Origin of the sequence: Xanthomonas melonis, assembly GCF_020783655.1 — a bacterium.
Classification (GTDB): Bacteria; Pseudomonadota; Gammaproteobacteria; order Xanthomonadales; family Xanthomonadaceae; genus Xanthomonas; species Xanthomonas melonis.
The window spans coordinates 90,942-104,883 of record NZ_JAJGQH010000005.1 but is presented as its reverse complement, the minus strand read 5'-3'; the positions used below and the strand labels follow the sequence as shown (position 1 = coordinate 104,883).

The window sequence follows — 13,942 nt, the reverse complement described above, 5'->3', positions numbered from 1 at the left end:
CCCGATCCGGGCCGGGCGACGCCGCAACACGTCGGCGCGGCTTCGCTGCCGACGCGCAGCAGGCGCGCCGGCAGCCGAGCGCTTTACCGATAGGCGTGGCGCGCGTCGGCCAGCAGCGCGCTCAGGCGGTCCTCCTGTTCGAGGCGGAACACCGCCACCGCATCCACCAGCTGGGTGGCCTGGTCTTCCATCGCGCGGGCGGCGGCGGTGGCTTCTTCCACCAGGGCGGCGTTCTGCTGGGTGGTCTCGTCCATCTGGGTGACGGTCTGGTTGACCTGGGTGATGCCGGCAGCCTGCTCGCGCGAGGCGCTGGTGATCTCGCCCATGATGTCGGTGACGCGCTGCACAGAGCCGACCACCTGCTGCATGGTGGTGCCGGCTTCGGCCGCCAGCGCCGCGCCGTTGCCGATGCGGGCCACCGAGTCCTCGATCAGGTGCTTGATCTCCTTGGCTGCGCCGGCCGAACGCTGGGCCAGCGTGCGCACCTCGGAGGCAACCACGGCGAAGCCGCGGCCCTGTTCGCCCGCACGTGCCGCTTCCACCGCCGCATTCAAGGCCAGGATGTTGGTCTGGAAGGCGATGCCGTCGATGACGGAGATGATCTCGGCAATCTTCTTGGATGCGTGATCGATGTCGGCCATGGTGGTGACCACGCGGCCGACCACATCGCCGCCCTTGGCCGCGACGTCGGCCGCATCCAGCACCAGGCGGTTGGCCTGGTCGGCGTTGTCGGCGTTCTGCTTGACGGTGGCGGTCAGCTCTTCCATCGAGGCGGCGGTTTCTTCCAGCGCTGCGGCCTGCTGTTCGGTGCGACGCGACAGATCGCCATTGCCGGTGGCGATCTCGGTGGCGGCCGAATTGATCGTCAGCGAAGAGTCCTTGATCCGGCGCACGATGCCGGCCAGCTGGTCGGCGGTGGCATTGGCGTCGTCACGGATGGTGGCGAACACGCCCTGCAGGTCGCCGTCCATGCGCGCGGTCAGATCGCCTTGCGCCAGCGACGACAGCAGTGCCGACACGCGCGACAGACCATCGGCGTTGTTGTCCAGCAACACGTTGAGCTGCTGGGACAGTTGCAGCAGGAAGCCCTGCTTGCCGTCGGTACCGACGCGTCCGCTCAGGTCGCCGGCAGCGGCCGCCTGTACGATGCGTGCCACTTCCTGCTCCACCTGGACTTCCTGGGTACGGTCGGCCCATTCGACCACGAAGCCCAGGCGCTCGCCATCGGCGCCCAGCACCGGGCTGACCACCAGCCGCATGGTGCGGCCACCGACATGGATCTGCGCGATATGGGTGCCGGTGAGCTGGTCCAGCATGCGCGCCTGATGCTCGGGGTTGCGATGGAACTGGTCGATGCTGGCATTGATCAGGGCGTCGGCATCGAAGTGCGGCAGGTCGCGGCGCAGCTCGTCCTGCACGCTCTTGAGCATGCGCTGCAGCGGGCGGTTGACGTAGATGATGCGGCGCTCGGCATCGGCGATCATCACGTTGGTGCTGACATCGTCCAGTGCGGTGCGCACGCGCAGGGCTTCGCTGGCGATCAGGTGATCGCGCTCCAGGCGCGCGCGCAGGTCGTCGCGCATGGTGCGGGCATTGAGCAGCAGGCGGCCGAGTTCGTCGTGGCGGTCGATCTCGATGGGGTTGTCCAGGCGCCCGGCAGCGACATCGCCCAACACGCGCTCCACTGCCAGCAGCGGACGGGTGACCATCTTGCGTGCGGCGATGAACACCACCGCGACGCACAGCGCCAGCACCACCAGCGAGAACACCAGCATGCTGCCCATCAACGCGTCCAGCGGGTCGTCGATGGCGCTGCGCGGCTGCGTGCCGATCACCGCCCACTGCCACGGCGCATAGCGCTGGGCGGTGACCTCGAAGGCCTGGCCATTGCCCTTGGCGTCGCGCAGCTGCAGGTTGGCGCTGGGTTGCTTGCCGTCCAGCACCGATTGCAGCGCGGGCTGCTGATCGGCGGCGACCAGCGCCGACAGGGTGGCCGGGGTGCCGGGCGGTGCGGCGATGACCTGGCCATGGTGGTCGCCCGGCGCCATGTCGACGATGATGAAGTAACCGTCCTGGCCCAGCTTGGTCTCGCTGACCTGCGCCTTGAGCGCGGCCAGGCCCTGGGTGTAGTTGCGACCGACGAACAACGCGCCGATCACCTCGCCGCCCGCATTGCGCAGCGGCGCATAGTGGGTCATGTACTGCTCGCCGAACAACTGCGCTTGGCCGGTGAAGGCTTCGCCGCGCGAGAGCGCAGCGTACGCCTTGCCCTTGCGATCGAGCAGGGTGCCGATCACACGCTCGTTCTGCGGGTTGCGCAGCGAGGTGGTGATGCGGACGAAGTCGTCGCCGGTGCGCGCGAAAATGGTCGCAACGCCGCCGGTGGCTTGCGCGAAGCGATCCACCGCGTCGAAGTTGAGATTCAGCGCCTGGGTGCCGGCACGCAACGAGGGGGTGTCCTGCGCGCCGATGGTGACGGTGCTGGCAGGATCCAGTTCGCGCGCGCCGCGCGGCAGCATGTCGTCGAAGACGCTGCCAAGGCGCTGGGTACCTTCGGTCAGGGTCACGTCGTACATCGCCACCGATTGCTGCATCAGCCGGGTGCTGGAGCGCAGTTCGGCCTTGACCTGCGATTCGATGTCTCCGGCCGATTGCCGGTAGATCGTCAGGGCCAGCAGGCCCAGCGAGATCGCAATGATCAGGGTCAGCAGGACGGAGAGCCGGGTACCAACGGAAAGTCGGTTGAAGAAATGCATGGGGTCGACCTTGCCCTGGGGTGGGCGTTACGAATGCGTGAGAGCGATAACGGCCGGTTATGCGCGAAATTGATCTTTTCTATCGAAACCTGCACAAATCTGAGAGCTTCGTTCATTGGAAGCGCTTCCAGTTCCGGCTATCGCTCTACTGTTGAGAGCGCATCCAGCGTGCATGGACCATTGCTGCAGTCCGCTGAGGGATTGATCGCCGTGCATGCGGCAGCCAAAGCGCTGGCATTCGTCGTGTCATCGCATGCACTGCGCACTGCCGGCGATCGGACATTCCGCGCCGTGGCACGCATGCGACGGAGAAGCGGACTCGACATGGCTTGCGAGACCGGCTCGCGCCTGCGCGGCCAGCGAGGGTTGGCGCTCAGCGCATGGAGGATAGGGGGATGTCGCCGGTGCCAGGCCGCGGCAACCTCCTGCGCTGCGTCCGTTCCGGGCGATCGACGATCCACGTCGTCGCCCTGCAATCAGGTATTGCTGCCAGGTGGGGCAGATGTAGCGACTGCGCCGGCATGTCGCCGGCGCAGCGTCGCAGCCTGCAACTGCCGCTCAGAACTCCTGCCAGTCCCCGGCTGCGACGGCGGTCGATGCCGGCAGCGGGATCGCGGCGCCGCCGTGGCGTGGCGCGGCGAGGGTGCGCGTGACCGGGCGGGCGGCAGTGGCCAGGCGCGGCCCACCCCGCGCAGCCACCTTGAACACGGCCACCGCCTGGGTGAGTTGTTGTGCCTGCTCTTCCATCGCGCGGGCGGCGGCCGTGGCTTCTTCCACCAAGGCGGCGTTCTGCTGGGTGGTTTCATCCATCTGGGTGACCGTCTGGTTGACCTGCTCGATGCCGGCGTACTGTTCCTGCGAGGCGGAAGAGATTTCGCCCATGATCGAGGTGACGCGCTGCACGCTGGCCACGATCTCGGCCATGGTGGTGCCGGCCTGATCCACCAGCGTTGCGCCCTGGGCGACCTTGTCCACCGAATCGTCGATCAGTTGCTTGATTTCCTTTGCCGCTCCGGCCGAACGCTGCGCCAGCGTGCGGACTTCCGAGGCCACCACCGCGAAGCCGCGCCCCTGCTCGCCGGCGCGCGCCGCTTCCACTGCCGCATTCAAGGCCAGGATATTGGTCTGGAAGGCGATGCCGTCGATGACGCCGATGATTTCGGCGATCTTCTTCGAAGAGGTCTGGATGTCGGACATGGTGGCGACCACATCGGCCACGACCGTGCCGCCCTGCGCTGCCACCGCGGCGGCGCCGACGGCGAGCTGGTTGGCCTGGCTGGCGTGTTCGGCGTTCTGCCTGACCGTGGAGGTGAGTTCTTCCATCGAGGCGGCGGTCTCTTCCAGGCTGGCGGCCTGTTGCTCGGTGCGCTGCGACAGATCCTGGTTGCCGGTGGCGATTTCGCTCGACGCCATGCCGATCGCCTCCGCGGCCTGCTGGATGCGGCCGACGATACCGGCCAGTTGTTCGGCAGTGGCATTGGCATCGTCGCGCATCTGCGCGAACACACCCTGATACTGACCGCTCATGCGCGCGGTGAGATCACCTGCGGCGATCGACTGCAGCAGGCTGGAGAGCGAAGCGAGATTGCCGTCTGCCGTCGCCATCAGGTGGTTGAGGCTTTCGACCATGATGCGGAAATCGAACTGGAACTGTTCGGCATTGCCGCGAGCGCTGAAATCGCCGCTGGCCGCGGCCTGCGCCAGGTGCTTGATCTCGGCGTTCATGCTCGACAGGTTGCGCTTGACCTGATCCATCGCCGCAGTGATGGCGGCTTTTTCGCCGGGCAGCTGCTGCATGTCCTCGCTCAGGTCGCCGATGGCATAACGCTCCACCAGGTGGATGGTCTGCATCTTGAGCTTGATGTGAGCGGCCACCAGTTCGTTGGTGTCGCGCGCCATGCGGCCGAAATCGCCGGGAAATGCGCTGGCGTCCATGCGGAAGCTGATCTGGCCCTCGTCATGGCGCCTGGCCATGTCCAGCTGCGCAGCGATCAGGTTGCGCACCTGTTCCTGCATGCGGTCCATGGCCTGCAACAGGCGGCCGGTTTCGTCGTTGCAGTGGGTGCTGACGTCGTTGTCCAGCTTGCCCTGGGCAATCGCTTCGGCAGCGCGGGTGGCGCGCGTCAACGGCAGCACCAGGCTGCGGGTGATCAGCCATGCCAGCAGGCTGCTGATCAGCACCACCGCCAGACCTCCGCCGATCAACATCGCGCGGCCGCGCGCCATGGCCGCGGTCGCGCCCTCATAGGCTTCGGTGGCGCGTCGGCGCTGCAGCGCCGAATACTCGGCCAGGGCGGCCTGCCAGCGTTCGGTCGCCGGTGCGGCCTGCTGCAACAGCAGCGTCAGCGCTTCGTCGGGCCTGGAGTTCAGGCCGAGATCGGCCACCTGCGCGTTGAGCCTGGCGGCGGCTTGGCTGGCCTGGTCGATCTTCTGCCGCAGCGCGGCCGCTTCCGGCGATGCGGAGAACACGTACAGCGTGCGCCGAGTGTCTTCGTAAGCTGCGAGCTTGTCCTTGATGATGCCGGCAAAGCGCAGGTTGTCTTGCTGCGAGGTGGGCAGCACGATGTTGCGCAACTGCACGGCAATGGCGGCGCTGGCGTTGGTCATGTCCTCCAGGTGCTGCATGATCGCGATATTGCGATTGACCACGGTGTCGATGCGTTCGCGCGCCTGGGCCACGGTGTACAGGCCGGCGACCACCAGCCCGCAGGACAGCAGGATCAGCGTGCCGAAGGCGAAGGTCAGGCGCTTGCCGACGTTGTACCGTTGTAGAAAAGCGATCATGTGGAGATCTCGAAAGCGAAGGACGGGAAGGGATTGCGTTGGCGTGTGCAGGTGCGTAGCCATGGCAGGCAGATCCCCGTCGCTCGATCGACGCAGCAGCATTGGCCGCTGGGCCGGACTGCAGGACGGGGGCTGCCTGCGTGATTGGGTAGCGGCGTTGTCGGCACGCGGCTGAACCCGCTTGGCCGGCTGCGTACGGGCGGCCGTCACCGAGGTGACGTTGGTGTGCATAAGCGCCACGCAAACACCCTCGCAGCGGCGATCGCCCTGGTGGCAGGTGCCGGCGATTTCATGCGCCATTCACGGGCGGCGGGGCGAGCGATCGCGCGGATGCCCGGTCGAGACGGTGGACTAGGGAGAGCGCCGGTCAGAAGCGCTGGCGATCGTGCAGGCGCCTGGGCACAGCGTGATGTGGGGTGTCTGGCCGAAGGACTGGGATCACCGCGCCACGTTGTGGTCGAACGGCAAGTGCTGCGTGGCGCGTTGCCTGGACCGGCGTGCCGGCAAGGCGGAACGAGGTGCGCAGTGCCGGTCACGCGGCTACGCCGCAGGCGGCGGAGCCCATTGCCTACATCGATGATGCGGCGGCGCAGGCGGGGCGCGACAGGCGGCCCCGCGTCGAGTCCGGCTCAGGCAGCCAGGCGAGCGCGGGACGCGGTCCCGGCGCCGTGCAGTTGGAAGACCGCAACCGCATCGCGCAGTTGCTGCGCCTGTTCTTCCATCGCGCGGGCAGCGGCGGTGGCTTCTTCCACCAGCGCTGCATTCTGCTGGGTGGTCTGGTCCATCTGGGTGATGGTCTGGCCGACCTGCTCGATGCCTTGCGACTGCTGCTGCGATGCGTCGCTGATCTCGTGCATGATCGTGGTGACGCTCTGCACCGAGTCGACGATCTGCTGCATGGTGCGCCCGGTCTGGCCTACCAACTGGTTGCCGTGTTCGACCCGGTTCACCGAATCGTCGATCAGTTGCTTGATCTCCTTTGCCGCGCCGGCAGAGCGCTGCGCCAGCGTACGCACTTCCGATGCCACCACCGCGAAGCCGCGGCCCTGTTCGCCGGCGCGCGCCGCTTCCACCGCCGCATTCAAGGCCAGGATATTGGTCTGGAAAGCGATGCCATCGATGACGCCGATGATGTCGGCGATCTTGCGCGAGGCGGCCTGGATGCCGGCCATCGTGCCGACCACCTGGCCCACCATTTCGCCGCCCTGCGCGGCCACCGTAGCCGCATCGACCACCAGCTGGTTGGCGCGCCGCGCATGCTCGGCATTGTTGCGCACGGTGGAAGTGAGTTCCTCCATCGAGGCGGCGGTTTCCTCCAGGTTGGCGGCCTGCTGTTCGGTGCGCTGCGACAGATCCTGGTTGCCGGCGGCGATTTCGCTGGCGGCATCGTTGATGGCGTCGGTGGAGCGCTGGATACGTCCGACGATGTCGGCCAGTTGCGTGACTGTGGCATTGGCATCGTCGCGCATCCGCGCGAACACGCCATGGAAGTCTCCGTGCATGCGCACGTTCAGATCGCCGGCGGCGATCGCCTGCAACACCGTGGACAGCGCGCCCAGGTTGGCATCGGCGGTGGCCATCAGCTGGTTGAGGCCTTCGACCATCGCACGGAAATCGTATTCGAACCGCTGCGTATCGCCGCGTACACCGAAGTCGCCGTTGGCTGCGGCCTGCACGAGCAGCTTGATCTGGCTGTTCATCGCCGACAGGTTGGCCTTGACCGTGTCCATGGTGTCGGTGAGGACGGCCTTTTCGCCGGGCAGGCGCGGCATGTCCTGGCTCAGGTCGCCGACCGCGTAGCGCGACATGATCTGCGCCAGCTGCATCTTCACCGCGATATGCGAAGCGACCAGGGCGTTGGTGTCGTTCACCATGGTGGCGTAGGCGCCGGGGAAGCTGTCGGCCTGCATGCGATAGCTGATCTGGCCGGCGTCGTGCCGCTGCGCCATCTCGCTCTGCGCTGCCAGCACGCGCTGCAGCTGCAGCTGCATCTGGCGCATGTTGTCCAGCAGTTGCCCGGTTTCATCGCGGCAAGGTGCGACCACCTGGTCGGCGAGCTCGCCGTGGGCGATGTTCGCCGCCACCGCCGCAGCGCGACGCACATTGCGGGTCAGCCGCGCCAAGGTGTACCAGCCCAAGGCCACGATCAACGCGGCCAGCAGCGACAGCCCGGCGATCGCCTGCCACATCGCATCGCGTGCCTGCTCCAGATGCCGCTCGGATTGCCGCTGCAAGGCCTGCAGCGAGATGCGGCTGAGGTCCTGCATGGCCTGGCCGAGCGTGTCGAGTGCATCGTTCCACTGTGCGTCGGCTTGCGCGTCGCTGCCTTCCAGCGCAGCGCCGAGTGCGGCCAGGGCAGTGGTCGCGCGCGTGGTTTCGGCGCCGGCAGCCGCGGCCAGTGCGGGATCCGGCTGTTCCAGCAGGCTCATCGCCTTGTCGAGTTCGTGCCGGAAGCGTGCGTGACCACGCCGCAGTTGATTGAGCTGCTCGCGCAGCATGGCGCGGCTGTCGCCGGCCTGCGAGGGATCGCTGGCGGCATCCAGGCGGGTCAGCGACTCGGTGGCATCGGGGCTGTAGATCAGCGTGGCCACCACCAGGTGATAGCTTTCGATGTACGGCGTATAGACCAGCTGGCTGTCGTCGCGTAACGCATCCAGCGCGGCGAACGCTTGTTCGCTCACTCCGGCATAGTCCCTGGCGGCCGCATCCGCGACGTGGCGCTGCTGCAAGGCGAGCAATTGTTCCCGGCTGCGTTCGAAGCCGGGCAGGGCGGCGGTGGCGGCGAGCAGGCGCTGCAGATCGCGTTCGGCCCGCTGCGCCGCTGCGCTGGCAGCGCTGCCCGTGTCCACATGGGCCACGTGCAGATCGGTGATCAGGCCCAGCATCTGCTCGAGCGGCGCGTAGCTGCGCAGCTCGTTGCTGCTGATGGCGACGCTTTCGTTGAGCTTGCCGCTGTAGAGCACGACCGGAACGACCAGGCCGAGCAGGGCCAGCACCCCGATCGCGCCAAGTTTTGCGGCAATGGCCAGATCGTCCCAACGGCGGATCCAGCGGTGTGTGGGAACCGGCTGCGGCGATGACGTGGGTACGTTGGTCATGAAGGCGTCTCTTGGGCGTACGCAGGCTATCGGCCGATAGCTGTTATGCCTTGAGCCGGCCGGCAGTGCTGCCGACCGGTACCGTTCAGCAAGTCGCGTCCGCTTGCCTAGAACTCCTGCCAGCTGGCGTCGCTGCCGGATGCGGCGACCGCCGGACGCGGCCTGGAGGCGGTGGTGCGACCTGCCGCCGCCAGCTGCGCCCTGAGTGCCGGGGTCACTGCCGGTTGCACCGAGGCGGCACGCACGACCGGCTGTGCGTGACCTGCGTCGGTCTTGAACACCGCCACCGCGTCGGTCAGCCCGGTGGCCTGTTCTTCCAGCGCCCGTGCGGCGGCGGTGGCTTCTTCCACCAAGGCGGCGTTCTGCTGGGTGGTCTCGTCCATCTGGGTCACGGTCTGGTTGACCTGTTCGATGCCGGCCGACTGCTCCTGCGAGGCGGCGGAGATCTCGCCCATGATGTCGGTGACGCGTTGCACGCTGGCCACGATCTCGCCCATGGTCTTGCCGGCGTCGTGCACCAGCACCGAGCCGTCGGCCACGCGTTGCACCGAGTCGTCGATCAGGCCCTTGATCTCCTTGGCGGCACCGGAAGACCGCTGCGCCAGGGTCCGCACCTCGCTGGCGACGACCGCGAAGCCACGGCCCTGTTCGCCGGCGCGCGCCGCTTCCACGGCGGCATTCAAGGCCAGGATGTTGGTCTGGAAGGCGATGCCGTCGATGACCGAGATGATGTCGGCGATCTTCCTGGACGATGCTTCGATGCCACTCATGGTCTGCACGACCTTGCTGACGATCTCGCCGCCCTGCGAGGCGACACTGGCCGCGCCGATCGCCAGCTGGTTGGCCTGACGCGCGCTCTCGGCGTTCTGCTTGACGGTGGAGGTGAGTTCTTCCATCGAGGCGGCGGTTTCTTCCAGATTCGCTGCCTGTTGTTCGGTGCGCTGCGACAGGTCCTGGTTGCCGGCGGCGATCTCGCTGGCGGCGCCCTTGATCGACACGGCCGACTGTTTGATGCCATCGACGATCTGCGCCAGCTGGGCGGCGGTGGCGTTGGCGTCGTCGCGCATCTGTGCGAACACACCGCGGAACTCGCCGCTCATGCGGGCGGTGAGGTCGCCTGCGGCGATCGCCTGCAACAGGCCCGACAACGACTGCAGGTTGCCGTCGGCGGTGGCCATCAAGGTGTTCAGGCTATCGACCATCACCTTGAAGTCGTACTGGAAACGGTCGGCATCGCCGCGGGCGCTGAAGTCGCCGTTGGCGGCGGACTGCGCCAGGTGCTTGATTTCGGTGTTCATCGCCGACAGGTTGGATTTGACCTGTGCCATGGTCTCGGTCAGCACGGCCTTTTCGCCCGGCAGCTTGTCCATGTCTTCGCTGAGATCGCCGATCGCATAGCGTCCCATGATCTGCGCCAGCTTCATCTTCACTGCGATATGCGAGGCCACCAGGTTGTTGGTGTCGCTGGCCATGCGGCCATACTCGCCAGGGAACGCCTCGGCGTCGATACGGAAGCTGATCTGGCCTTCGTCGTGGCGGCGGGCCATGTCGGTCTGCGCGGCCAGCAGATTGCGCAGCTGCGACTGCATCTTGTGCATGGCCTTGAGCAGGCGGCCGGTTTCGTCGTTGAACTGGGTGTCGACGTCGTTGTCCAGCGAGCCGCCGGCGATCGCTTCGGCCGCGCGGGTGGCCCGGCTCAAGGGCAGGGTGAGGCTGCGGGTGATCAGCAGGCCCAGGACGCTGCTCAACAGCACCACCAGCAGCGTTCCACCGATCAGCAGCTGGCGCGAGTCGGCCATCGACTTCAACGCCACGGCCGATGCGGCCGCCGCCATCTCGTCCTGCAGATCGATGTTCTCGGCAATCTTGTCCTGCCAGATCTGGGTGGCCGGTGCGGCCTTGTTCAACATGAGCGGCAATGCTTCATCGCTGTGGCCGGTCATCACCAGATCGATGACCTTGTCGTTCAGCACCTTCACTTCGGCTCGGCGCGCATCGATCTCCGCGCGCAGCGCCTTGCCTCTCTCAGATGCAGGCATTGCATACAGCGCTTCGCGCGCCTTGTTGTAGTCGGCACGCGCGGCCTGGATCTTCGCGATGAACTCGCGATTCTGCTCGTCGGTGGTGGGCAACACCACATTGCGCAGCTGCGTGCCGATGATGAAGTTGGCATTCATCATGTCGTTGGACAGCCGGATCTTCACCATGTTCTGGTTGACGATGTCGTCCACCAGGGCGCGTGCCGAGGTCAGGCCGCGATAACCGATGAAGGCGATCAGGCCGGACAGAAGGATCAGTAAGGCGAATGCTGCCGCCAGGCGCGGGCCGACGTTGTAGCGTTGCAGGAATGCGGTCATGACGGGCCTCGATGAGACAGTGAAGGTGATGTCGCGGTCATGCCGATGTATGGCTGCCGCAACGCGTTGCTGATGCGGATAGCGGCGGCCCGATGGAATTACTTGATACCTCTATATGAAAATTGCATAGCTGGATGCGATGCAATAGGAAAATACAAGGAAATACTGCGGATGAAATTCGATTCGCGCGCGTTGATGGTTTATTGACGAACTCTGCCGTTTATATATTTTGAAGGCGGCGCCATGATCGATTTGGCATGAGGGTTTATTGCAGAGTCCGTTCCTTCCGATTGCTGAAATGAAAAGGCCGCGCTCCGGAGAGACGCGGCCTGGAAGGCAATTAACGGCGCCGGATCAGAATTCCGCCCAGTCCGACTCATTGGAGGTTGCCGTGGCCACCGCCGCGCGCGGCGCCGGCCGCGCGGCAGGCTGTGCGGCTGCGCTGGCGGGCGTCGCGGTTGCGGTGGCTGTCCGACGTACCACCGGGGTGGCGCGGGTGACCGCTTCCAGCTCGGCCGACAGCCGGAACAGCGCCACCGCTTCGGTGAGTTGCTGGGCCTGTTCTTCCATCGAGCGCGCCGCGGCCGTGGCTTCTTCCACCAGCGCCGCATTCTGCTGGGTGGCTTCGTCCATGTGGGTGACGGTCTGGTTGACCTGCTCGATACCTGCAGACTGTTCCTGCGATGCGGCGGAGATCTCGCTCATGATGTCGGTCACGCGCTGCACCGAGGAGACGATCTCGCTCATGGTGCTGCCGGCCTGGTTCACCAGCGCCGAGCCTTCGGCCACTTTGCTCACCGAGTCGTCGATCAGGCCCTTGATCTCCTTGGCAGCACCCGCCGAGCGCTGTGCGAGCGTGCGCACTTCCGAGGCCACCACCGCGAAGCCGCGGCCCTGTTCGCCGGCACGCGCCGCTTCCACGGCCGCATTCAAGGCCAGGATATTGGTCTGGAAGGCGATGCCGTCGATGACGGAGATGATCTCGGCGATCTTCTTCGACGAGGTCTCGATACCGGACATGGTGGTGACCACCTGGCCGACCACTTCGCCGCCGTGCGAGGCCACGCCGGCGGCGCCGATCGCCAACTGGTTGGCCTGCCGCGCATGCTCGGCGTTCTGCTTGACGGTGGAGGTGAGTTCTTCCATCGAGGCAGCGGTTTCTTCCAGGTTGGCCGCCTGCTGTTCGGTGCGCTGCGACAGATCCTGATTGCCGGCGGCGATTTCGCCAGCGGCGGTGTTGATGGCCAGCGTGGAGTGCTTGATGCGACCGACGATGTCGGTCAGGCGTTGCACGGTGGCATTGGCATCGTCGCGCAGGCGCGCGAACACGCCGTGGAACTGCCCGTCCATGCGCGCGGTGAGGTCGCCATCGGCCACCGCCGCGAGCAACTGCGACAGCTTGCCCAGGTTGCGGTCGCTGACGTCCATCATCGAATTCAGATCGGCCACCATCACCGCGAAGTCGTACTTGAAGCGCGCCGCATCGCCGCGGGCGCTGAAGTCGCCTGCCGCTGCGGCCTGCGCCAGTTGCTTGATCTCGGTATTGATCGCCAGCAGGCTGGCCTTGGCCGCGTCCATGGCTTCGTGGAGCACGGCGCGGCTACCGGGCAGGCGGCGCGCATCCTGGCTCAGGTCGCCCTGGGCGTACTGGTTGAGGACGTTGACCGAATCGACGATGGCATCCAGATGTTCGAAGATCATCGTATTGATGCCGCTGGCCAGCGTGCCGTACACGCCAGGGAAGTCCTCGGGCATGCGGTGCGTGATGTCCTCGGCCGCATGCAGATGCGACATGCGCGCGGTCTCGTCGGAGAAGCGCCGCAGCATGCGGGTCATGCCGCCGGTGGCGTCGAGCATCTGGCCGATCTCGTCCTTGCTGGTGTTGCCGATCTGCACGCCGAGGTCGCCGCGCGACACGGCCTGGATGGCGGCCAGCGCTTTGGACAACGGCGTGGTGATGCTGCGTGCGATCAGCCAGCCGAAGGTCACCGCCAGGGCGGCCATCAGCAAGGTGCCGATCAGCAGCACGACGCTGGTTGCCTTGAACGAGGCGCTGCTGGCGGCCACCATGCTGGCCAACGCGGCGGACTGTTCGGCGTACATCTTGTCGATGGTTTCGAACAGCACCTTGCGGATGTCGCCGGACTGCTTGTTCGCACGCACGGCGGCCGCGTAGTCGGGGTCCTTGTAGAGCGCGCGCAGGGTCTTGTTGGCCTCGAAGTAGCTGGCGCTTTGCTGCTCGAGCTTGTCGTAGCCGGCCTTCAGGGGAGAGCCGGCGCCGATCTTGGCTTCCAGGGCCTTCTGCGTCTGCGCGTACTTGCCCTGGATCTCGTCCATGCGGGTCAGGAAGTAATCGTAGCGCTCGGGATTTTCGAGATTGACGAATTGTCCGGACTCATAGATGCGGAATTCGCCACCGAACGCGCGCAGTTCCGACAGACGGCTCAACACCGGCACGATGTCTTCATTGATCAGCACTGTCTGCTGCTGCATCTGCTTCATGCGCGAGAAGCCCAACCCGCCGAGCAGGGCAGTGAGGACCGCACTCAGGCAGAACGCAAACATCAGTTTGCGGCGGATGGGCCAGTCGTTGAATTTGTTCATCTTTTTTACTCCGGGGTGTCGCATGGCAACGTCCTGCACGCTAACGGCCAGCAGCGGTGTTTCTTTACTTTTCAAGCGTCTGAACGCCGTTGCCGCAGGCGCCCCTGAGTTGGCGGTGTTTCGCAAGAGCATTGGCTGGCATGGCGTTCGACGAACCGGATCCCTGCGTTTTCCGAGCTGCTCCGTTCATCGGGCAGTGGGGCACCGTTGATGCCGGTTCGCCGAGCCCGCCCTGGCGGGCCGCGATGGCGATGCATGCGTCGATGGATGACACGATCCCGCGTGGCGCGACGACCGATGCTCCTATGCAACGCGGCGCGTCATGGCGCAGAACGCAAAACCC

Annotated in this window: 5 protein-coding genes; all 5 read right to left on the bottom strand. The window is 66.1% G+C overall.

All coding sequences use genetic code 11. The features are described 5' to 3' along the window. Positions 1-83 precede the first annotated feature (83 nt). Positions 84-2,756, bottom strand: coding sequence for a methyl-accepting chemotaxis protein (locus LL964_RS06620; RefSeq protein ID WP_104588591.1), 2,673 nt, complete (start codon positions 2,754-2,756; stop codon positions 84-86). Between the two features lie 558 nt (positions 2,757-3,314). Then, positions 3,315-5,540 (bottom strand): methyl-accepting chemotaxis protein, encoded by a 2,226-nt coding sequence (locus tag LL964_RS06615; protein WP_104588592.1) that lies wholly within the window; start codon positions 5,538-5,540, stop codon positions 3,315-3,317. A 629-nt stretch (positions 5,541-6,169) separates the two neighbouring features. Further along, positions 6,170-8,638: a methyl-accepting chemotaxis protein gene (locus tag LL964_RS06610; protein ID WP_104588593.1), complete on the bottom strand. Its 2,469-nt coding sequence runs from the start codon at positions 8,636-8,638 to the stop codon at positions 6,170-6,172. 107 nt (positions 8,639-8,745) lie between these two features. Then, complete coding sequence (locus tag LL964_RS06605) at positions 8,746-10,995, bottom strand: methyl-accepting chemotaxis protein (RefSeq protein ID WP_104588594.1); 2,250 nt, start codon at positions 10,993-10,995, stop codon at positions 8,746-8,748. Between the two features lie 354 nt (positions 10,996-11,349). Beyond that, positions 11,350-13,599, bottom strand: a complete 2,250-nt coding sequence (locus tag LL964_RS06600; RefSeq protein ID WP_104588595.1) for a methyl-accepting chemotaxis protein — start codon at positions 13,597-13,599, stop codon at positions 11,350-11,352. Positions 13,600-13,942: the final 343 nt, after the last annotated feature.